General features: G+C 71.2%; 14 protein-coding genes and 3 pseudogenes. 9 read left to right on the top strand and 8 right to left on the bottom strand.

Annotated features, from left to right (window positions below; genetic code table 11):
- The first annotated feature begins 231 nt into the window (after positions 1-231).
- Together IG54_RS42435 and IG54_RS41770 are read left to right on the top strand one after the other, a co-directional pair.
- Complete coding sequence (locus IG54_RS42435; RefSeq protein ID WP_030776207.1) at positions 232-2,892, top strand: type II secretion system protein GspG; 2,661 nt, start codon at positions 232-234, stop codon at positions 2,890-2,892.
- A 9-nt stretch (positions 2,893-2,901) separates the two neighbouring features.
- Positions 2,902-4,038: a hypothetical protein gene (locus tag IG54_RS41770; RefSeq protein ID WP_030776205.1), complete on the top strand. Its 1,137-nt coding sequence runs from the start codon at positions 2,902-2,904 to the stop codon at positions 4,036-4,038.
- On the opposite strand, the gene IG54_RS39845 is transcribed toward IG54_RS41770, so the two are convergent.
- From IG54_RS39845 to IG54_RS0101540, 5 genes and pseudogenes are all read right to left on the bottom strand, one after another.
- Positions 4,032-4,508, bottom strand: coding sequence for a hypothetical protein (locus tag IG54_RS39845; RefSeq protein WP_078593629.1), 477 nt, complete (start codon positions 4,506-4,508; stop codon positions 4,032-4,034). The genes IG54_RS41770 and IG54_RS39845 overlap by 7 nt on opposite strands.
- A 42-nt stretch (positions 4,509-4,550) precedes the next feature.
- Positions 4,551-5,762: pseudogene (locus IG54_RS0101555) on the bottom strand (hypothetical protein); the annotation flags it as partial.
- Between the two features lie 152 nt (positions 5,763-5,914).
- Positions 5,915-6,079 carry a hypothetical protein gene (locus IG54_RS42430; protein ID WP_199809483.1) on the bottom strand — a complete coding sequence of 55 codons (165 nt, stop codon included), beginning with the start codon at positions 6,077-6,079 and terminating at the stop codon, positions 5,915-5,917.
- A gap of 90 nt (positions 6,080-6,169) precedes the next feature.
- Complete coding sequence (locus IG54_RS0101545; RefSeq protein WP_078593605.1) at positions 6,170-7,771, bottom strand: SulP family inorganic anion transporter; 1,602 nt, start codon at positions 7,769-7,771, stop codon at positions 6,170-6,172.
- 54 nt (positions 7,772-7,825) lie between these two features.
- Positions 7,826-8,467, bottom strand: coding sequence for a carbonic anhydrase (locus IG54_RS0101540; RefSeq protein ID WP_030776195.1), 642 nt, complete (start codon positions 8,465-8,467; stop codon positions 7,826-7,828).
- Positions 8,468-8,891: 424 nt separating this feature from the next.
- On the opposite strand from IG54_RS0101540, the gene IG54_RS0101535 reads away from it, so the two are divergent.
- The 5 genes from IG54_RS0101535 (at position 8,892) to IG54_RS0101515 (ending at position 14,884) form a co-directional block, all read left to right on the top strand.
- Positions 8,892-10,397: a SulP family inorganic anion transporter gene (locus IG54_RS0101535; protein WP_030776191.1), complete on the top strand. Its 1,506-nt coding sequence runs from the start codon at positions 8,892-8,894 to the stop codon at positions 10,395-10,397.
- Between the two features lie 160 nt (positions 10,398-10,557).
- Positions 10,558-11,454 (top strand): SDR family oxidoreductase, encoded by an 897-nt coding sequence (locus tag IG54_RS0101530; protein WP_030776188.1) that lies wholly within the window; start codon positions 10,558-10,560, stop codon positions 11,452-11,454.
- 38 nt (positions 11,455-11,492) lie between these two features.
- Positions 11,493-12,668 (top strand): FUSC family protein, encoded by a 1,176-nt coding sequence (locus IG54_RS0101525; RefSeq protein ID WP_158708772.1) that lies wholly within the window; start codon positions 11,493-11,495, stop codon positions 12,666-12,668.
- A 119-nt stretch (positions 12,669-12,787) separates the two neighbouring features.
- A complete protein-coding gene (locus IG54_RS0101520) occupies positions 12,788-13,240 on the top strand; it encodes an SRPBCC family protein (protein WP_030776183.1) in 453 nt (150 codons plus the stop codon).
- Positions 13,241-13,252: 12 nt separating this feature from the next.
- Positions 13,253-14,884 carry a phytoene desaturase family protein gene (locus IG54_RS0101515; RefSeq protein WP_030776180.1) on the top strand — a complete coding sequence of 544 codons (1,632 nt, stop codon included), beginning with the start codon at positions 13,253-13,255 and terminating at the stop codon, positions 14,882-14,884.
- 26 nt (positions 14,885-14,910) lie between these two features.
- On the opposite strand, the gene IG54_RS0101510 is transcribed toward IG54_RS0101515, so the two are convergent.
- From IG54_RS0101510 to IG54_RS0101500, 3 genes are all read right to left on the bottom strand, one after another.
- Positions 14,911-15,780 carry a VOC family protein gene (locus IG54_RS0101510; protein WP_030776177.1) on the bottom strand — a complete coding sequence of 290 codons (870 nt, stop codon included), beginning with the start codon at positions 15,778-15,780 and terminating at the stop codon, positions 14,911-14,913.
- Between the two features lie 138 nt (positions 15,781-15,918).
- A complete protein-coding gene (gene glgX, locus IG54_RS0101505) occupies positions 15,919-18,066 on the bottom strand; it encodes a glycogen debranching protein GlgX (protein ID WP_030776175.1) in 2,148 nt (715 codons plus the stop codon).
- Between the two features lie 132 nt (positions 18,067-18,198).
- Positions 18,199-18,804 carry a pep a2 gene (locus IG54_RS0101500; protein ID WP_078593603.1) on the bottom strand — a complete coding sequence of 202 codons (606 nt, stop codon included), beginning with the start codon at positions 18,802-18,804 and terminating at the stop codon, positions 18,199-18,201.
- Between the two features lie 212 nt (positions 18,805-19,016).
- On the opposite strand from IG54_RS0101500, the pseudogene IG54_RS39840 reads away from it, so the two are divergent.
- Both IG54_RS39840 and IG54_RS37540 read left to right on the top strand, forming a co-directional pair.
- Positions 19,017-19,196 (top strand): annotated as a pseudogene (locus IG54_RS39840) (DUF5133 domain-containing protein); the annotation flags it as partial.
- Between the two features lie 165 nt (positions 19,197-19,361).
- A pseudogene (locus IG54_RS37540) lies at positions 19,362-21,246 on the top strand (maltotransferase domain-containing protein).
- The last annotated feature ends 74 nt before the right edge of the window (positions 21,247-21,320 follow it).

Below are 21,320 nucleotides of genomic sequence, written 5' to 3'. Positions count from 1 at the left end.
TCGCCGGGCTCGCTGCCACCCCCTGCGTCCCGGGGGAGTTCACACGTACGTGTGATGAAGGCAACACGCTTTGCCTGCTAGCGTGTTGGCCCGTCGACGAGCGAGCACGCCTCCGAACCACGTCTCCCGCCCCATCTCCTCCGACTCCCGCTGCCGCGACCGCGCCGGGCAGTCGACCCGACGACCACCGATCACCGCGGCCGAGCCGCACCTGCGGAGGGGACAACAGGCATGACCGGACTGACCAACTCGACCCGGGCGATCCTCAAGGCCACCTACACCCAGCCCGTCCCGTCGGCCGTGCCCACCGAGCCCGAGCCGGGGGCGACAGGCGGGGCGCGCTCGTCCCTGTCGGTCTTCTCGAAGCTGAACTTCATGCGCTCCCTGCACCTGAGCGGCCAGGAGGCCGAGGCCCTGGGGGAGCGGCTGCGCGAGGAGGACACCGAGCTGTCCGCGGTGTTCGAGACCATCGCGCCGTCCCTGTCCGACAACGGCCCGGCAGCCGCGGCGAGCACCGCCCGGCTCTACGAGAGCGTCGGCCCGCAGGCGCTCGCCGCCATCGGCCGGGTGGCCGCCGCCATGCGCGCCACGGACGACAGGGAGGCAAGCGCCCAGGGCCCGGACAGCACCGAAGTCGGCCTGCTCGTCGACCGTTTCGTCGAGGAGGCCGCCATCCAGCCGGTCGGCTGGCTGCATCTGGAGCGGATCGAGATGCAACCGGTGGGTCTGGAACGCGGCGAACTGGTCTCGACCATCCCCATGGCCCCGGGCGAGACCGCCCGCGTGAGCCACAAGGAGTGGTCGACGCAGAGCGAGGAACTGTCCCGGATCATCACCGACGAGCTGGAGACGTACGCGGAGAAGGGCGTGGCCGAGAAGACGGACGTGGCCATGTCCACCACCAACGAATCCAAGCGCGACACCAACCTCAACTTCGGCGTCACGGCCAGCGGCAGCTACGGCACGGTCTCGGTCACCAGCACCCTCAACTACGGCGTGTCCACCTCCGACCACGAGTCGCGCCAGGCCAGCTCCAAGCACGCCACGGAGATCACCTCCAAGGCCTCCTCCCGCTCGCGCAAGGAGCACAAGGTCTCCTTCAGGACCGAGACCCGCCGCGGCGAGGAGGACGAAGCCGCCCGCGTCATCACCAACAACTCCCCCCGGGTGATGCGCATCGACTACTACCGCATCATGCGCAAGTGGCGCGTGGACCTCATGCGCTACGGCCTGCGCATGACGTACGACCTGGTGGTCCCCGACCCCGGCGGCGCGCTGCGGCGCCAGCTCATGGAGCTTGCCGAGATCGACAAAACCCTCGCCACCCCCTACGAATTCGCCTTCGGCATCGACCAGATCGACCGGACCAACTGGATGACCCTCGCCGCCCGTTACGGCGCGTCGGTGACCGCGCCCCCGGAGGAGTACCTCAGCCCGCCCGACTACACCTACGAGTTCCCCTCCGTCATCGGCGAGGACGAGGCCGAGACCACCCGGTACCAGTCCTGGCAGATCGACCTGCCGGAGGGCTACGAACTCGTACCGGTCCTCTTCGAGGTCAACTACTACGGCTGGCGGCCCGCCGAGCTGGCCCGCTTCGACGTGATCGGCGACGAGGCCGTGGAGGTCACGGCGACCCCGGTCGGCGCGGAGATCAAGGGCCGCTACCAATCCCAGCTCCTGCACCTGAACGGCAAGGTCGGCCACCTCTCCATCCAGTACACCCACCGCAACATCAGCTGGGCGGGATTCCGGCTCGCCGCCACCCTGCGCCTTTCGGACCAGGCATACCTGGCCTGGCAGCTCGCCACCTGGCAGAAACTGCGCGAAGCCGCCGAGCAGCAGTACTACACGCTCCAGCAGCGGGTGCGGGACCGCCGCGAACAACTCCTCGCCGAGCTGAACCGCGACGACACCCTCACACTGCGCCGCGCCGAGCGCGAGGAGCTGATGAAGCGCTCCCTGCAATGGCTCTTCGGCACCGACTTCGACACCGCCCCCGACGAGATCGACGCCGTGCTCGGCCACCTGGGCACCAGTGGGACACCGACCTGGACCGACGACATCGACCCGTCCACCCTCCCCGTCGGCGACGAGACATGGCTGAAGATCAGGAAGTTCGGCGAGTTCGTCAAGTTCCTGCACCAGGCCGTGGAATGGGAGAACGTCCTCTACTTCTTCTACCCGTACTTCTGGGGCTCGGAGAAGCTGGCCGAGACCAAGCGGCTGCTGTGGCACCCCGATCCGCTGCGCCGGGAGTTCCTGCGGGCGGGCGCCGCGCGCGTGGTCATGCCCATCCGGCCCGGCTTCGAGCGTGCCTTCTCCCGGCTGATGTCCACCGGCCGCATCGACGGCGGCGGTTCGCCGGACCCCCAGAACCCGCCGTACATGTCCATCGCCGAGGAGATCCAGGCGTACGCGCGGACGAACTACCCGGGCATCCCGCCCGCGAACCCAGACATCGCCGCACGGGCCCGCCCCCTGCTGACGGTCAACCAGCAGCGGGCATGGCGCGAGATCGAAGCCATCGTCACGGCCCTGGAGACGTACGCGGAGAAGGCCAAACAGCGGGACGACCCGACGTGGCGCGGCGCGCCGATCGAGCCGGAGTACTACCCGACGACCCGGCAGGGGCTGCGCGTCCTGCTCGACACCCGCCCGAACCTCGTCCTCACCGATCCCTGGGGACGGCCGTACCAGTACCGGAACCCCGGGCGCACCGCCCCGTTCGTCGTCCTCAGCCAGGGCGCGGACGCGTCGGAGGGCGGCACGGAAGAAGCGACGGACATCTCCACCGACGCGGAAGGGAATCTCGTCGGCACCTGGTTCGAGTACACGCCGTGCAGCGGCCTCGACATCGAGGTCGGCTCCGACTTCTCCGACAACGGATAGCGGGGTCCCATGGCCGACGTCCCCTTCCTGGACCACTACTGCGCGTTGCCGACCCGGCCGGTCGGGAGTGACGGCGAGGGAAATCGCAGCGGTGTGCGCCAGGACCTGGAGGCGCTCACCGCGGAGCTGTACGTGGCCGAGCGCTTCACCGAGTACTTCAGGCAGCGCTACCCGGACTCCGACGTGATCAGCCAGCTCAACCTCCTGGACGCCAACCGCTTTCGCGGTGCGACGGAGATCCTCGCCAAATGGATCATCGCGGAGTACCGCAACGAATTCGGCCGCGATGCCCTGAAGCAGAACATCAAGACACAGACGCCCGGCGGTCAGTTGCGCTCGGACATGCTCGGCGTCCGGTCCGAGGGGACGACCATGGTCCTCGAACTGGTCGAGGTGACCACGGTCGGCGAGGCCAAGAAGGCCGAGATCGAAGACCTTCAGCACAAGACGGACGTCCTCACGCGCTTCGTCATCGATCCGGCCCTCAAAGAAATGCTCGCCCTCCAGCGCGCCGGGCGGGTGAGCATCGGGGCCCCGACGCGGATCGAGATCCGCCGGTCGACATGGCGGCCGGCCTGGAACGAGCTGTACTACCCGCTCGTCCCGCTCCCGGGCGCGAGCGGCAACGTCAAGTACGAGTGGATCTGTTACAAGCCGACCTTCCGCCCCGACGGCATCGGCAAGGACGGCCTGGTGCTGTACGAGATCCACTCCACGCGCCTGCCGCAGGGCGTCCCCCTCGAAGTGCTCCGAAGGGTCGCCCGGCGGCTGCGCGAACTGGAGAACCAGCACCAGCTCGTGCTGCTGCCCGCGATGCAGCAGTACTGGGACGACAACGCCGCCGACAGCAGGGAGCTGAAGAAGTGGCTCGCCATCGGGCTCGGCGCGGCCCTGCTCGTCACCCTGGTGGTGCTGGCCTGGCCCACGGCGCTGCCGCTCGCCGCGGGAGCCGCCGAAGGCTCGGGGGCCGCGGCCGCGGCGGGCGCGGCGGAGGCCGCCGCAGCCGCCGAGGCCGCACAGCTGGCGAACGCGGTCCGCTACGCCGAGAGCGCGACGAAGGTCCCCGGCTACTTCGAGCGGGCCCAGGCGGCCCTGCGGCCGCTGCTGTCCGGCGGCTTGGGCCGGGGCCTCGTGGGCAGTCACTGATCCGGGGAGCCGCCCTCCAGGGCCGCGATCTCCGCCAGGGACATGCCCAGTTCGTCGTGCAGGAACCGTACGACCGTCCAGTGCGGCAGGGCGTCCTCGTCGAACGGCCCGAACGCGGCGGTGTAGAGGGGGATCCACCGCAGCGCCTCCTCGGCGGCCGTCTCGCGCCCCGGGGCCGCCTGGTAGGTGTCGTAGGAAACGCTCCGATGGTGGATGAAGTAGCCGCCGGGGAGCCGCTGTTCGCAAAGCTCCCGGTACTCGCGGGTCTGGAGAATGAGGTAATGCCAGATCTCGTCGACGTCCTGCTCGACGGGGAGGAAGAGGCCGCCGAGCCGGTCGGGGTGGCGGGAGACCAGGTAGAGGTAGCGGAGGCACTCGCGGACCTGATGCCTGACCTGGGCGGCATCGTGGGCGCCGGGCTTCTCGGCGAAGTAGCGCACCACCTCGTCGTGCAGGTCCTCGCCCAGCAGCGCTTCGGCGGTGGGAGGCGCGGCGCCCGGGGTGCTCTCCGGGGCGGTGAGCCACGCGTACTTGCCGGACCGGCCGATCGGTACGTGCGCGCGGTGCTCCACGCCGCATGCGCGGCCCGTCAACGCGCCTACGGCCGCGGCCAGTTCGGTCTCCGCCTCCGCGGCGAGGGGCTCGCCGTCGAACGTCGTGTACGCCAGTCGGCACCGGCCCTCGCCGGTCAGACGCAGCTGGTGCAGGAAGACGCGGGGGCTGACGGCGGCGACGCGGGCGTCGAGGTCGGCCTGGGCCACCGGGCCCTCGGGCGTCGCGAGGAGTTCCTTCTCGCGGCCGCAGAAGGAGACGATCCGCTCCGGGTCGGCGCTGCCGTCGCTGGTGCGCACGCAGTCACCGGAGCGGTAGCGCACCAGCGGCATGTACGGGTTGCGGACGCTGGTGACGATGAGGCTGTGGATGCCGCTGCCGGGCTCCACGGGGATCAACTCCACGCTCATCCCGTGCAGATAGGGCCGGTAGGCGCCCTCGGCGTCGCTGTAGAACAGATAGCCCAGTTCCGTACTGCCGAAGAGGTCGATCACGGGGCAGTCGAAGTGGGCGCGCAGAGAGGCGCGGACGTTCAGCGGCGTGTACTCGTAGGCGTGCACGATGCCCGAGGGCCGCGGGAAGTCGTCCCACAGCTCCCATGCGGTGACTTTGCGGACCAGGTGAGCCAGGTGGTAGCCGGAACAGTCCAGGAGATAGGAGCCCTGCGGGTGCGCGGCGGCGACCTCCCGGATCTCCGCGAGCATGTGCTCGACCTCGGCGCGGTCCCAGTCGGCCGGGTCCAGGCGGCGGTTGAGGTACAGCGTCCGCTCGTCGAGCCAGCGTTCGCCCGGTGTGCCACCCGGATTGCGGGAGTTGACGCGGGCGACGTGCTCGGTGGCGAGGACGGTGGTCAGGGAGATCCGCCGCGCACCGGAGTGCCAGAGGGGGCCGAGGTCGGGGTGCTCGCTCCACAGACGGTAGTAGGAGCGCAGCAGGAAGTAGGGCGGGCGGATCAGCTGCATCCGGGCGTGGTTGGTGCCGGTGGACAGCACGAACTCGGCGTCGCCCGTCTCCAGGGCGCGGGCCAGCTCGGGGGTCATCCAGTTGTCGGGAAAGTCCCGGGCGATCTCCGGCTTCTCGAGGATCGGGAAGTCACCGCGCTCGACGGACGCGCGGTACAGGGGGATGTCCCGGATCCGGTCCAGGACGTCGGCGCTCGGCACGGGGTTCAAGGGGGCTCCGGTGCGGGGTCGGGGAGGGGCAGGGGTTTCTCGACGCGGGCTCGGCAAGGAGCGGGACCGCCGCCACGGCGTGTACGACCGTGGCGGCGGCCCCGCGGAGCCCAGCCGGTCAGGAGATGCAGCCGGTCAAAAGACGCAACGGGTCAGGAAATGCAGCCGGTCTTGCCGGTGGCGCTGATGCACCCGCTCTTCGGCGTCGCGCTGATGCAGCCGTCCTTCGCGGCCTGCGTGGCGCCGCCGGCCGAGTTGGCGGCGACCCACTTCTGCCAGACGGACTCCTGCGTCATGCGCTTGATGAGCTGTTCCATGGTGAACCTCCATAGGTGGTGGGTAGCAACAGCAGCCGGGCACGGCGAGGCAGAACGCCGTGCCCGGACAGGTGGGGGACGGCAGGAGCGTCAGCTCCGTGCCTGGGCCTCGGCGCGCTCGGGCTGCGCCACGCGCTCGGGCTCCTCGGCCGCGACAGGCCCGGCGGCAGGCCCGGCGGCCGGGGCGGCTGCCACCGGCAGCATCCGCATCCGGACCGCTTCCGTGCCGCTGTCGTTGTGCCGCAAGGCCCAGTTCTCCAGCGTCGTGCGGCAGGCGTGGTCCAGATGGCGCACCACGGTCAGGTCCAGCTCGATGGGCCGGTCCTTGGGCAGGGCCTCCAGCGTCTCCAGGATGCGGGGCAGCCGCAGGAACGTGGCGTTGCCGGTGAGGGTCGCTATCTGCCGTCCGCCGGGCAGTTCCCGCACGTCCACGTGCACATGGGAGGTCTCCCAGGCGGACTTGACCACGGCGAGGATCAGGCCGAGCACCACGCCCTCGAACATGTTGGTCATCAGGATGGCGATCGCCGTGGCGGCCAGCACGAGGGCCTCGCCGCGGTGGGCGCGGGCGAGCGGGACGATCTCCTTGACGGGTATCAGCTTGCAGCCCGCGTGCACCAGGACGCCGGCGAGCGCGGCCAGCGGGATGATGCCGAGCGCGGTGGGCAGCAGCACGGCGAACAGCAGCAGCCACGCGCCGTGCAGGATGCGCGAGAGCGGGGTGCGGGCCCCCGCCGCGACGTTGGCGGAGCTGCGGACGATGACCGCGGTCATCGGCAGCGCGCCGAGCACGCCGCACACCGTGTTGCCGACGCCCTGGGCGACGAGTTCCTTGTCGTAGTGCGTGCGGGGCCCGTCGTGCATACGGTCCACGGCCGCCGCGCTGAACAGCGACTCGGCGGACGCGATCAGGGTGAACGCGAGAACGGTGCCGAGTACCGCCACGCTGCCCAGCTCCGCCAGGTCACCGAGCCCCGGCGGCTGCACGGCGTCGACCAGGCCCCGTACCGAGACGTTCGCCACGTCCAGGCCGAACCCGGCGACGACGGCGGTGGCCAGCGCGACGGCGGCCAGCGGGGCGGGCACCACACGCACGGCGGCGGGCAGCTGCGGCCAGAGCACGAGGATCGCGATGGTGCCGAGGCCGACGGCCGCGGCGGTCAGCGACGCGCTGTCGCTCGCGATGTCGGCGAACAGTCCGGGCAGCCCGGCGAGCTTGTCGATCCCGGAGCGGGGTTGCTTGGCCCCGGCCATGGTGTACAGCTGCCCGAGGATCAGTACGAGTCCGATGCCCGCCAACATGCCCTGGACGACGGAGACGGAGATCGCACGGAACCACCGGCCGCAGCGCAGCAGGCCGAGGGTGATCTGGAGCGCGCCGGTCAGCAGCACGATCGCGCCGAGCATGCCGAGCCCGAACTCCTGTACTGCCTCGAAGACGAGCACGGTCAGGCCGGCCGCGGGCCCGCTGACCTGGAGGGCGCTGCCCGGCAGGAAGCCGACGACGAGACCGCCGACGATGCCGGTGACCAGGCCCAGTTCGGCCGGCACACCCGAGGCGACCGCCACGCCGACGCACAACGGCAGGGCGACCAGGAAGACGACGAGTGAGGCGAGGATGTCCTGGCGCAGGACGCCGGGCTCACGCAGCGGGCGGAAATGAGCGAACGAAGAAGAGAGGAAGGAGGACATGAGGGTGGGGGGTCCTGTCGTCGGAGCGGGCCGGGCGGAGGGGCACGACGGTCCTCACAGCGGACCGAACGCCGCGCGGGCCTCGGACGACGGACGGTGGGCGGAGACGACGCCGGTGTGCACCTCGTAGTACCAGGCGTGCAGGGTGAGAGAGCCGTTGGCTGTCCGCTCGCTGACGCAGGGATAGGCGCGCAGCCTCTCCAACTGGGCGAGTACATGCGTCTGTACGGCCTCGGCCACGTCCGGCGTGCTCGCGGCGAGGGTGCGCAGGGCCGCGTCGGGAGCGACGGAGTGCTCCAGCCAGTCGCGTACGGCCGGGACGGCCGACAGGTCCTCACCCCGCACCAGGGCTCCCACCGCGCCGCAGTGCGAGTGGCCGCAGACGACGATGTCGCGGACGCCGAGCACGCGGACCGCGTACTCGATGGTGGCCGCCTCGCTCATGGGTTGTCCGGCGCGGTCCGGGTGACCCGCGGCGGGGTATGGGGGTACGACGTTGCCCGCCGTACGGAGTTCGAAGAGTTCGCCGGGGCGTGCTCCCGTGATGAGGGACGGGACGACACGCGAGTCGGAGCACGTGATGAACAGTGCTTCGGGGGACTGTCCGGTGCCGAGGGCCTCGAAGGAAGCGGCGTTCCGGGGATCCGCGACGTGCGTCGCGGCGAACGAACGGGCGTTGTCGATCAGGGACTTCATGGTGGTGGCCTGCCTCCTGCGTCTCTTCGGCTGGCGCCGGGACGCGGTGTGGTCGGGTCGATGGTGACAGTGGGGCGGGACGGGCTGCTGTGGCAGCGGACATCGCGTCGCCCCGGACACAGCCTGATCGGCTGTCATGTCCATCACTTTACCATCGCATTAAGGTTCGGCGGCAGAGGAAATTCTTGCCAAAGAATGAGTAATAACCGTCACTGACCTGCGAGTTAGTGCAGCGATCAACCGTTGGGCATGGGTTCACATGGAGATCATGTGGAGCCCTCGCGAGGCCTGTGGAGCCTGTGGAGCCTGTGGGACACGCGGGGCATGCGGGGCCTGCGGGTAGAGTCAAGTGTTTGCCGTTCAGGCCCCCCGCACACCCCCTAGTGACCCCCGGTGTGCCCGAGCACGACAGGTTCCCGCGCTTTTGTCCTCCTCCACGCTCTCCCCGGCCGCCCGGCTGCGGGGTCTTCGCCCCGACTGGCTGTCCGATCCGAAGGTGTGGCGCACCGAGGTCCTGGCGGGCCTCGTCGTCGCCCTCGCGCTGATCCCCGAGGCGATCTCGTTCTCGATCATCGCCGGAGTCGACCCCGCGATCGGCCTGTTCGCCTCCTTCACCATGGCCGTGACCCTCTCGGTCGTCGGCGGGCGCCGCGCCATGATCTCCGCGGCGACCGGCGCCGTCGCCCTGGTCATCGCCCCGCTCAACCGCGAACACGGTCTCGGCCATCTGATCGCCTGCGTGATCCTGGCCGGCGTCTTCCAGATCGTCCTCGGCGCGCTCGGCGTCGCCAAGCTGATGCGGTTCGTGCCGCGCAGCGTGATGGTCGGCTTCGTCAACGCCCTCGCCATCCTGGTCTTCATGGCGCAGGTTCCCGAGATGCGCGACGTGCCCTGGGCCGTCTACCCGCTGATCATCGGCGGCCTGGCGCTCATGGTGTTCCTCCCGAAGGTCACCAAGGTGGTCCCGGCGCCCCTCGTCTCCATCGTGGTCCTCACCTCTCTCACGGTGGGCGCGGGAATCGCCGTGCCCACCGTGGGCGACCGGGGCGACCTACCGTCCTCCCTGCCGGTGCCGGGCATTCCCGACGTGCCGTTCACCATGGAGACCCTGACGACCATCGCGCCGTACGCGCTGGCCATGGCGCTCGTCGGTCTGATGGAGTCCCTGATGACCGCGAAGCTGGTCGACGACCTCACCGACACGCACTCCTCCAAGACCCGCGAGTCGATCGGCCAGGGCATCGCCAACATCGTGACCGGCTTCCTCGGCGGCATGGGCGGCTGCGCCGTGGTCGGCCAGACGATGATCAACGTAAAGGTGTCCGGCGCCCGCACCCGCCTCTCCACCTTCCTGGCCGGTTCGTTCCTGCTGGTGCTCTGCATCGTCTTCGGCCCCGTCGTCTCCGAGATCCCCATGGCCGCCCTGGTCGCCGTCATGGTCATGGTCTGCTTCGCGACCTTCGACTGGCACTCCGTCGCCCCGAGCACGCTGAAGCGGATGCCCGCCGGCGAGATCACCGTCATGGTCGTCACGGTCGTGTGCGTGGTCTCCACCCACAACCTCGCGGTCGGCGTGATCGCCGGCTCCCTCACCGCGATGGTGATCTTCGCCCGACGCGTCGCCCACCTCGTCCACGTCACCTCCGCCCCCGGCCCCGACGGCGACAGCGTGGTCTACTCCGTCACCGGCGAGCTGTTCTTCGCCTCCTCCAACGACCTCGTAAGTCAGTTCGACTACACCGTCGACCGCGACAAGGTCGTCATCGACCTCACGGCCGCCCACATCTGGGACGCCTCCTCCGTCGCGGCCCTGGACGCGATCGAGACCAAGTACGCGCAGCGCGGCAAGACCGTCGAGATCATCGGCCTGAACCAGCCGAGCGCACACCTCCACGACAAGCTCAGCGGCGAACTCACCGGAAGCGACTGACCTGCGCCTCCCTGTTTCACCCTCGCCCGGCCGGGCACCCGACGGACCCCCGCGCGGGCGGCCGCACCAGTCGGCCGGCGCGCGGCCCCGCCACCTCCCAAGTGGTGGGAGCCGCCCCCGCGGCGGAGGGTGGGAAGGGACGAACAGGAAGGCGCGACAGATGAACGACACCCCCGGCGCGGCAGGCCGACAGGACCCGACCACACGTCATCCCCGGCCCGAGTTCCCGCAGCAGGACCAGGAGCCACCCGGCTGGACCGGCGCCATGGACCCGCCGCCCGACCACGGCGAGGAGTCGTACCGGGGCAGTGGCCTGCTGAAGGACCGCAAGGTGCTGCTGACCGGCGGCGACTCCGGCATCGGCCGGGCGGTCGCCCTCGCCTTCGCACGCGAGGGCGCGGACATCGTCTTCACCCACCTCCCCGCGGAGGCGGGCGACGCCCGGGAGACGGCACGCCTCGTCGAGGACGCCGGACGGCAGGCGTTCGCCGTGCCGTGCGACATCCGCGAGGAGGAGCAGTGCCGCAGGCTCGTGGAGCGCGCGGTGACGGAGTTCGGACGCATCGACATCCTGGTCAACAACGCCGCCTACCAGATGTCCCAGCCCGAGGGCATCGGTGACATCTCCACCGAGCAGTTCGACCGGGTCGTACGGACGAACCTGTACGGGATGTTCTGGCTCTGCAAGATGGCCGTGCCCCATATCTCGCGGGGCGGATCGATCATCAACACCACGTCCGTGCAGGCCTACAAGCCGAGCCCGCACCTCCTCGACTACGCCATGACCAAGGGCGCGATCGTCACCTTCACCCAGGGACTCGCGCAGATGCTGATCGACGACGGCATCCGCGTCAACGCGGTGGCCCCGGGCCCGGTGTGGACGCCGCTGATCCCCGCGACGCTGCCGGACACCAAGGAGTTCGGCAAGCAGGCGCCGATCGGACGGCCCGCGCAGCCCGCCGAGATGGCACCCGCCTACGTCTTCCTCGCGTCCGAGCACGCGAGCTTCATCACCGCCGAGATCATGAACGCCACCGGTGGCACCCCGCTGCCCTGAGGCGGCCCACCCGGACACGACCCCATGGAAGGAAAGAGGTGACCAGTATTCGGCGGAACGCGCTGACCCGGGAGGTCTCGGCCCTGTGGCAATCCGCGCGCAGGGCGGTCACGACCTCGGGGCCGGAACGCGACACGACCGTCCAGTCGCTCAAGGCAGCGGGTGCCGGAGTGCTCGCCTGGGCGGTGGCCGGGTGGTGGTGGAGCGCGCCGATGGCCCTCCTCGCCCCCTGGACGGCACTGTTCCTCGTGCAGAGCACCGTCTACCGCTCGCTGCGCTCGGCGATGCAGCAGATCGCGGTCGTCATGGTCGGCACGCTGCTGGCCGCGGGCGCAGCCGTCCTCACGAGTAACAACACGCTCGCCGCGATGGCGCTCGTCCTGCCCGTCACCGTGCTCCTGAGCACCTACGCCCGCTTCGGCACCCAGGGGATGTACGCCCCGACGGCGGCACTGTTCGTCCTCGCGTACGGCACGTACTCGGGCTACGACATCCTGCACCGCCTCTTCGAGACCGCGGTCGGCGCCGTGATCGGCATCGCGGTGAACGCCCTGATCCTGCCGCCGGTGCACGAGCGTGACGTCCTGCACCTGCGGAGCCGGCTGCCCCAGGAGAGCGGTGACCTGCTGCACGCCGTCGCGGACGGGATCCAGGAGGAGCCGTTCGACACGAAGAAGGCCCAAGGCTGGTACGACCGGGCACAGCGGCTGACCGACCTCGTGACGGATCTGCGCACCGCGCGGCGCTGGTCGTACGAGAGCTACCGCTTCAACCCCGCCCGCAAACTGCGCCGGTCCGTCTCCCGCGCCCCGGCCTCCGACTGGGACTTCGCCTGGGACAGGATCACGGAACACATCAGGACGACCGTACGCACCCTCGCCGAGACCGGCGAGGACCGCCCCAACGTCGCCGACCTGCCGGAAGGCGCGCCGGACATCCTCGCCGAGCTGCTGCGGGCGGCAGGGGACGTATGCGCCCTCGACGTGAGCGACGCCCCCGGGTCCGAGCGGCGGGACCGCCCGGAGACGGTGCAGGACCGCCACAGCGCGCTGCGCACGGCGCAGGAGGCCCACCAGCGGCTGACCGACCTGCTGACGGACAGCCGCTACCGGGTCACCCCCGCGCTCGGCGGCCTGGCCGCCGACACCCAACACCTGCTGAGCGACCTCACGACCCTCGCGGGGGACCCGCAGACCGACAGCACGCAGGCGTAGGACCCGGGGCCGCATATGTGGCGCGCCGCACGAGAGTGCTGTGGGCTGATGCACAAGGAGTGTCCGGATACGCAAGAGCGCCGGCCGCAAGGGCCCGGCACGGGACGAGGAGGCAGGACGTGGCCGTACGCCACCAGTTGGTCAAGAGGCCGCCCTCCCAGGTGTGGGAGGTGCTGGAAGACGGGCACCGGTACGCCGACTGGGTGGTCGGGACGCACGATTCCCGACCGCTCGACACACGGTGGCCGGCGGTCGGCTCGCGGATCGAGTACACCGTCAAGCTCGGCCCCCGGAAGGTCGCGGGACACACCGTGGTGCGCCACCTCGACAAGCCGGACCGGCTTGAGCTGGAGGCGTACAGCGGGGCGCTCGGCACCGCCCGTATCGCCATCGAGGTGCGGCAGTGGGGCGCGCACACGCTGGTGATCGTCGACGAGCATCCGCTCCAGGGCCCCGGCGGGGTGCTGCACAACGCAGCGGTCGACGCCCTCATCCAGATCCGGCACCGCAGCATGCTGAGCCGCCTGGCGCGGCTCGTCGAGGGCGACGGCGCCCCGGCTCACGCGAGCTGAAGGAGAGCGGACATGCCGGACGCGGTGGTGATCGGCGCGGGGCCCAACGGTCTCGTGGCGGCGAACGTACTGGCCGACGCGGGCTGGAGCGTCGTGGTCCTGGAGGCCCAGGACGAGCCCGGAGGCGCCGTACGCAGCGACCGCGGCGTACACCCGGACTACGTCAGCGATATGTTCAGCGCCTTCTATCCGCTGGCGGCCGCCTCGCCGGTCCTCGGCGCCATGCACCTGGAACGCGAAGGCCTCCGATGGTCGCACGCCGGGCACGTCCTGGCCCATCCGCTGGCCGACGGACGCTGCGCCGTGCTGGACCGCGACCGCGCCCTGACCCGCGCGTCGCTGGACACCTTCGCCCCGGGTGACGGCCGCGGCTGGGACCGCCTGTACGACATGTGGGAGCGCCTGCGGGAGCCGCTGATGCGGGCGCTGTTCACGCCGTTCCCGCCGGTGCGCCCCGCCCTGGGCCTGGCCGCGCGGGTCCGGGCGGGCGGCGGTCTGCGGCTGGCCCGCTCGCTGCTGCTCCCGGTGCGCCGGCTGGGCGAGGAGGAGTTCGAGGGCGAGGGCGGGCGGCTGCTGCTCGCGGGCAACGCCCTGCACGCGGATCTGGCGCCCGAGGCGGCGGGGAGCGGCGGCTTCGGCTGGCTCATGTCCATGCTGGGCCAGACGCACGGATTCCCCGTGCCGGTGGGCGGCGCGGGCGCGCTGACGGCCGCTCTCGTCCGCAGGCTCGAACGCCGGGGAGGGAGCGTGCACTGCGGCGAGCGCGTCACGGAAGTGGTGGTGCGGGGCGGGCGCGCGGTCGGGGTGCGCACCGCGGCGGGGGAGGGGGTCGTGGCACGCCGGGCGGTACTGGCCGACGTGGCCGCTCCCGCCCTGTACGGGCAGCTGGTCGACGCCGGCCATCTGCCGCCGCGCCTCCTCGGGGACCTACGGCGCTTCCAGTGGGACTTCGCCACGTTCAAGGTCGACTGGGCGCTGTCCCGGCCCATCCCCTGGACGGCACAGGACGCCCGGCGGGCCGGGACGGTCCATGTGGCCGACGGCGTGGACGACTTGACGCGGTTCGCCGCCCAGATCGCGCGGGGGCTCGTGCCGGACCGGCCGTTCGCCCTCGTCGGGCAGATGACCGCGGCCGACGCCACCCGCTCACCCGCCGGGACCGAGTCGGCCTGGGCCTACACGCACACCCCCCAGCACATCAAGGGGGACGCGGGGGTGGACTCTCTGACGGGCAGGTGGGACGAGCGGGAGTGCGAGGTGATGGCCGACCGCGTGGAGGCGCGGATCGAACGGCTCGCGCCCGGCTTCCGCGAGCGGATCATCGCCCGGCGCGTCCTGGCACCGCCCACCCTGGAAGCGCTGAACGCGAATCTGCGCAGCGGGGCCATCAACTCCGGTACGACCAGCCTGCACCAGCAGCTCGTGTTCCGGCCGCTCCCCGGGGCCGGCCGACCGGAGACCCCGGTACCCGGTCTCTATCTCGCGTCCGCCTCGGCGCATCCGGGCGGCGGGGTGCACGGCGCCCCGGGCGCCAACGCCGCGCGTGCCGCGCTGCGCGCCCGCTACGGGGCGGGCGTCTTCTTCGCGGCCCAGCGCGCGCTGGGCCGCCGCGACCGGAACGGCCGGGAGCCGGGACGGCCCTGACGCGGACCCGCGGCCGCCCATTCCGATCAGGCCCGCGGCTGCCCCGGATCCCCGGCGACCACCCTGAACTGCGCGCCGTCGGGGTCCCGCAGCGTCGCCAGCGGCGGCTGGGCCGAGAAGTCGTGGTCGACCACGTGCCCGCCGTTCTCGGCCGTGGCCCGCACACACGCCTCGACGTCGGCGACGGTGAAGTGGACCTGCCAGTGCGGGCGGACCGCCGGGTCCGGGTCCGCCTCGACGGCGCCCGAGCTGAGCCGGGCTGTGGGGCGGCCCGCGCTGTAGACCACCACTTCTTCCTGCTGGTAGCGCACCTCGCAGCACTCGGGCCGCCCGCACGCCCAGTCGAGGACCTCGCCGTAGAAGATGGCCGCGTCGAAGGCGTCGCGGGTGCGCAGCCGCAGCCACGCGGGCGCCGAGTGGAGTTCGCTGCGCCAACTGGTGAGGATCTCGCCCTCCCAGATGCCGAAGACGGCGCCGTCGCGATCGGAGAGCAGGGCCGCGCGCCCGTTGGGGAAGGGGATCGGGCCCACCGCCGTCGTGCCGCCGCGCTCCCGCACGCGGCTGACCGTCTCGTCGGCGCTCAGCACCGCGAAGTAGGGCGTCCAGGCCACCGCGATCTGGAGGGACGAGGCGATGGCGCCGACCCCGGCCACGGGGTCGCCGTGGGCCGTGGCGACGGAGAACTGCTCGCCGAGCCTGGCCGGGCGGAACTGCCACCCCATCACCGCGCCGTAGAACCTTTGTGCGGTGGAGAGGTCGCGTGCCGTCAGGCTGACCCAGCAGGGGGCGCCGACCGCCGACTCGCTCAGCACCGACCCGGTCCTGGTACTCCGGCCGTTCCCGCCCCGGGCCGTCGTCGCGTCCGGGCCCGGAGGCATCCTGTTGTCGTGGTGCATGTGCAACCCGTCCTGGAATCGAGGCGCCCTGAAAGATCAGTCTGGCACCTGTGCTTTCGGGCTCGGCGGGAGGCTCGGCGCCCTGCCGCCCTCCAGTGTGGGCAAGAGGACGGGCGCCGCGCCACTCGGCCGGGCGGCTCACCGTGCCGGTCGCGCCTGCCTCTTCGTACGGCTCCCGGCCAGGGAGGACCGCGAGAGCAGCAGCAGACTGTGCGCCTGGAGGACGACCTCGGCGTCCGCCTTGTGCTCGGCCTCGTCCGAGAGGCCCAGCGGGTCGGAGGTGTCGATGCGTGCCGTCCAGCGTTCCCCGTACGAGGCGTCCGGCAGCCGGAAGACGACCGGCTCGCGGTGGCTGTTCAGCAGGAGCAGGAAGGAGTCGTCCACCACGGGCCTGCCGCGGGAGTCGGGCTCCGCGATCGCGTCGCCGTTGAGGAAGGCGGCGACGGCGTGGGCGTCGGGCCGCTGCCAGTCGCCCTCCGTCATCTCCCGCGCGTCGGGCCGCAGCCACACGAGGTCCGCCAACGGCTGGCCCTCGTGCGTGGCGGTCTCCCCGCGGAAGAAGCGGCGCCGCCGCAGCACCGGGTGCGCGGCACGCAGCGCGATGGCCCGCCGGGTGAAGTCGACGAGGTCGCGCTGGTCGTCGTCGAGGTCCCAGTCGATCCAGGAGATCTCGTTGTCCTGGCAGTAGGCGTTGTTGTTGCCCCGCTGGGTGCGGCCCAGCTCGTCGCCGTGGGCGAGCATGGGGATGCCCTGCGAGAGCATGAGGGTGGCGAGGAAGTTGCGCTGCTGGCGTGCGCGCAGCTCCAGGATTCCCTCGTCGGTGGTGGGGCCCTCGACGCCGCAGTTCCACGAGCGGTTCGCGCTCTCGCCGTCCCGGTTGTCCTCGCCGTTGTCCTCGTTGTGCTTGTCGTTGTACGAGACCAGGTCGCGCAGGGTGAAGCCGTCGTGCGCGGTCACGAAGTTGACGCTGGCGCGCGGGCGGCGGCGGTCGTGCTGGTAGAGGTCGGACGAGCCGGTCAGGCGGGAGGCGAACTCGGCGAGCGAGTGGTCCTCGCCGCGCCAGAAGTCCCGTACGCAATCCCGGTACTTACCGTTCCACTCCGACCACAGGGGCGGGAAGTTGCCGACCTGATATCCGCCCTCGCCGACGTCCCAGGGCTCGGCGATGAGCTTGACGCGGCCCACCACCGGGTCCTGCTGCACCAGGTCGAAGAAGGCCGAGAGCCGGTCCACGTCGTGGAACTGGCGCGCGAGCGTGGCGGCCAGGTCGAAGCGGAAGCCGTCCACGTGCATCTCGGTGACCCAGTACCGCAGCGAGTCCATGACCAGCTGGAGGACGTTGGGGTGCCGCATCAGCAGGCTGTTGCCGGTGCCGGTGGTGTCGAAGTAGTGCGCCGGATCGTCCTGGGCCAGACGGTAGTACGAGGCGTTGTCGATGCCGCGGAAGGCGAGGGTAGGGCCGTTCTCGTTGCCCTCGGCGGTGTGGTTGTAGACCACGTCCAGGATCACCTCAAGACCCGCCGCGTGGAGCTTCTTGACCATCGACTTGAACTCGGTGACCTGCTGGCCGCGGGAGCCGCGCGCCGCGTAGGCGTTGTGCGGGGCGAAGAAGCCGATGGAGGTGTACCCCCAGTAGTTGGACAGACCGCGGTCGCGCAGGAAGCCGTCCTGCACGTACTGGTGCACCGGCATCAGCTCGACGGCGGTCACCCCCAGCGCGACGAGGTGGTCGATGACCGCCTCCGTGGCGAGGCCCGCGTAGGTGCCCCGCAGCTCGTCGGGGACGCCCGGGTGCGTGAGGGTCAGGCCGCGCACATGCGTCTCGTAGATCACGGTCTCGGCGTAGGGCCGCCGCAGCGGCCGGTCGCCCTCCCAGGGGAAGGACGGGTCCGTCACCACCGAGAGCAGGGTGTGGGCGGCGCTGTCGGCGGGCTCGGGCCCGTCCGCCGCGCGTTCGTAGAGAGCGGCGTCGTGGTCCACCTGCCCCTCGAACGCCTTGGCGTAGGGGTCGAGGAGGAGCTTCGCCGGATTGCACCGGTGGCCCGCCGCGGGGTCCCAGGGGCCGTGCACCCGGTAGCCGTAGCGCTGGCCCGGACCGACGCCGGGCAGGTAGCAGTGCCAGATGAAGCCGTCGACCTCGGGGAGCGTGATGTTCCGGTGGGTGCCGTCCTCGTGGACGAGGACGAGGTCGACGCGGTCGGCGACCTCGCTGAACAGGGCGAAGTTGGTTCCTTCGCCGTCGTAGGTGGCGCCCAGGGGGAAAGGGCGTCCGGTCCAGGTGCGCACGCTGCTGCCTCCGTACGGGTGAGCGTGGTCTCGGTCTGTCCGCGGCGCAGGTGAAAGCCCGAGGACGCCGCGGGCCGCGGTTTCCCCAGCGGGGTCGCCGCGGCCGCGGGCGCTGCCGAGGAGGCAGGGCGCTCACATGGTGGTCGCCGTGCGCGGCTCGGGGGACGACGCCGTGGATCGCTCCACCATCCTGGGCCAAGATGCCTCGGCGCGCTGGGTGTGGGCACCCGGGGCGGCTCCGACGACCACCGGCTCCTCCTCCGCCGGAGTCGCGAGCGCGGCGACGGGCACCTCCCGCGGCAGCGGGCGCGCCACCCGCAGCGCGGGCGCGGGCGAAGGGGGCGCCAGCGGGGCGCGTTCGGGACACCGGGCGCGGTGCGAGAACCAGATGATCTTGCCGTTGGTCGCCGGGTAGTTGCCCCAGCCGTCGCTCATCGCGGCGATCTGCGCCAGGTAGCCCTGCGGTCCGTAGTGCGGGTGCGGGAGGTCCCGCTCGTTGTCCGACACGGCGGTGATGAGGTGCTGTCCGTTCCACCACATCTCGACCACGGCGTTCTTGTCCGTTCCGTGTTCCTCGACCGCCCGGAGCAGCACACCGGCGCAGTGGCACACGGGCTCGACGAGAATCCCCAGACCCCAGTGCCGGAGATGTGCGGCCAGAATGCGCCTGACCTGATCGATCCTCTCCGGGCTGATCTCCACCTCGAGGTGGTAGTAACAGGGGATTGCAGTCTTCATCGCGCTTGGCTCCTCTCAGCGAAGCCCCGGTTTCACCGGCCCTGTGGGCCGAGCCCCGAGCACGAAGCGTGAACACTGATCGCTTCTGAGTCAGTCTCAGGGTGGGAGCACTGCTCCATTCGTGCAACACGAGCAGGTCAGACCCGGTCGTTGAAGATCCAACAGGACGCTGCGTGGTCACACGTGCACCATGGGTTGGAAGCTCGACCGTCATGGGTCGAGGGCGTGACCGTCCGGAGAACGAGAAGGTGACCAGCGTGTTGCTGCTGCCTACGAAGGCTGAGGTCGCGCGGCATCTGGACCAGTACCGGGCGTGGGAGCGCTTGTTGCTCGCCGACCCCGCGGACCCCGCCGTGCGGATGCACTTCGAGAACACCGCGTACACGCTGTGCGTACTGATGGGCGAGAACACGGCCCGGCTCGCCGCCGAGGCGGCCGAGCACTACCTGGGGCTGCGGCCGGCGCGCCGTCAGCAGCAGGCGTCCGGCGTCCGCCCGGCGGTGCGACGCGGCCGCCGTCCGCGCCCCGCGCGCCAGAGCCCGGCAGAGGAGAGAGCGATGACCCGAGCCCCGCAGCCGGGCCAGGCCGCCCCGGTGACCTCATCGGCGCACGCGGGCCCGGCCCCTCTCGGCGTGCCCGTCTGTGACGTCCGCCCCGTGATCGACTGCGGCCGCCGCCCGGTGAAAGCGGTCCCCGGCGAAACCTTCCAGGTCACGGCCACGCTCTTCGGCGAGGGACACGAGCCGGTCGGCGCCAATGTCGTGCTGCTCGGCCCCGACGGCCGGACCGGCCCCTGGACCCCCATGCGCGAACTGGCCCCCGGCAGCGACCGCTGGGGCGCGCAGGTGACGCCGGACGAGGAAGGCCGCTGGACGTACGCCGTCGAGGCGTGGGCGGACCCGGTCACCGGCTGGCGCCGCGCCGCCGAGGTCAAGATCCCGGCCGGTCTCGACACCGAGGTGATGCTCGAAGAAGGGGCGCTGCTGTACGAGCGTGCCGCCGACGGAGTGCCGGACGGCACCGGACGCCGGACGCTGCGGGCCGCCGTGGACGCGCTGCGCGACGAACTGCGGCCGCCTGACGGCCGCCTCGCGGCTTCCTGGTACGAGTTCTTCCCGCGCTCGGAGGGGGCGGTGGTCCGGGAGGGGGAGCCGCCGGTGTCGGGGACGTTCCGCACGGCTGCCGAGCGGCTGCCGGCCATCGCCGCGATGGGCTTCGACGTGGTGTACCTGCCGCCGATCCACCCGATCGGCACGACCTTTCGCAAGGGCCCGGACAACTCGCTCTCCTCGGGCCCCCAGGACGTCGGTGTGCCGTGGGCGATCGGCTCTCCGGAGGGCGGTCACGACGCCCTGCACGCGGACTTGGGGACCATGGAGGACTTCGACGCCTTCGTGCGGCGCGCGGACGGGCTGGGTCTGGAGGTCGCGCTGGACTTCGCGTTGCAGTGTTCGCCGGATCATCCGTGGGTGGACAAGCACCCGGAGTGGTTCCAGCACCGGGCGGACGGCTCCATCGCGTACGCAGAGAACCCGCCGAAGAAGTACCAGGACATCTATCCGCTCGCCTTCGACCGGGACATGCCGGGGCTGATCGCGGAGACGGTTCGGCTACCACACCAAGCCGGTCGTGTTCTGGGAGGAGGTGATCGCCCGGATCAACGGCACCGACCCGGACGTCATCTTCCTCGCCGAGGCCTTCACCCGCCCCGCCGTGGTGCGGGCGCTGGCGCAGGCTGGATTCCAGCAGTCGTACACGTATTTCACCTGGCGGAACACCAAGGCCGAACTCACCGAGTACGCCACCGAGTTGTCCCGGGAGACCGCGCACTTCCTGCGCCCGAACTTCTTCGTGAACACCCCGGACATCCTGTCCGGATACCTCCAGGACGGTGGGCGCCCGGCCTTCGAGGCGCGGGCGGTGCTGGCCGCCACGCTCGCGCCGAGCTGGGGCGTCTACGCGGGCTTCGAACTGTGCGAGAACACCGCGGCCGGACCGGGCAGTGAGGAGTACCTGCACTCGGAGAAGTACGAACTGCGCCCGCGCGACTGGGCGGCGGCCGAGCGGGAGGGCCGCACCATCGCGCCGCTCATCACCGCTCTCAACGGGATCCGCCGACGCCATCGCGCCCTGCACCAGCTCAGGAACCTCCATTTCCACCACGCCGACAACGACGCGCTCATCGTCTACAGCAAGCGCGAGGGCCAGGACCTGGTCCTGGTGGTCGTCAACCTCGACCCCCACCACACCCAGGAGGGCACGGTCCGTCTGGACCTGCCGCACCTCGGCCTCGGCCGCCACGAGACGGTGCCGGTGCGCGACGAGTTGAGCGGCGAGACCTACCAGTGGGGTGACGCCAACTACGTGCGTCTCGCTCCGGGCGGCGCCCATGTGCTCGTCCGGCCGGAGTCGGGGGAGATCGGAGGGTCACCCACATCATGATCGTCAACGAGCCCGTCCAGGACACCTTCGAGGACACGCCCGCCAGGGACCGGCATCCCGACTGGTTCAAACGC

It is taken from the genome of Streptomyces sp. NRRL S-920 (assembly GCF_000717945.1).
Classification (GTDB): domain Bacteria; phylum Actinomycetota; class Actinomycetes; order Streptomycetales; family Streptomycetaceae; genus Streptomyces; species Streptomyces alboniger.
The sequence above is the reverse complement of the archived record's forward strand: the minus strand, read 5'-3'. Positions and strand labels throughout refer to the sequence as shown.

Bases quoted from the DNA above. Each gene is read 5' to 3' on its own strand.
- IG54_RS42435 (WP_030776207.1), top strand. From the start codon at position 232: ATGACCGGACTGACCAACTCGACCCGGGCGATCCTCAAGGCCACCTAC.
- IG54_RS41770 (WP_030776205.1), top strand. From the start codon at position 2,902: ATGGCCGACGTCCCCTTCCTGGACCACTACTGCGCGTTGCCGACCCGG.
- IG54_RS42430 (WP_199809483.1), bottom strand. From the start codon at position 6,079: ATGGAACAGCTCATCAAGCGCATGACGCAGGAGTCCGTCTGGCAGAAG.
- IG54_RS0101545 (WP_078593605.1), bottom strand. From the start codon at position 7,771: ATGTCCTCCTTCCTCTCTTCTTCGTTCGCTCATTTCCGCCCGCTGCGT.
- IG54_RS0101540 (WP_030776195.1), bottom strand. From the start codon at position 8,467: ATGAAGTCCCTGATCGACAACGCCCGTTCGTTCGCCGCGACGCACGTC.
- IG54_RS0101530 (WP_030776188.1), top strand. From the start codon at position 10,558: ATGAACGACACCCCCGGCGCGGCAGGCCGACAGGACCCGACCACACGT.
- IG54_RS0101515 (WP_030776180.1), top strand. From the start codon at position 13,253: ATGCCGGACGCGGTGGTGATCGGCGCGGGGCCCAACGGTCTCGTGGCG.
- IG54_RS0101510 (WP_030776177.1), bottom strand. From the start codon at position 15,780: ATGCACCACGACAACAGGATGCCTCCGGGCCCGGACGCGACGACGGCC.
- IG54_RS0101500 (WP_078593603.1), bottom strand. From the start codon at position 18,804: ATGAAGACTGCAATCCCCTGTTACTACCACCTCGAGGTGGAGATCAGC.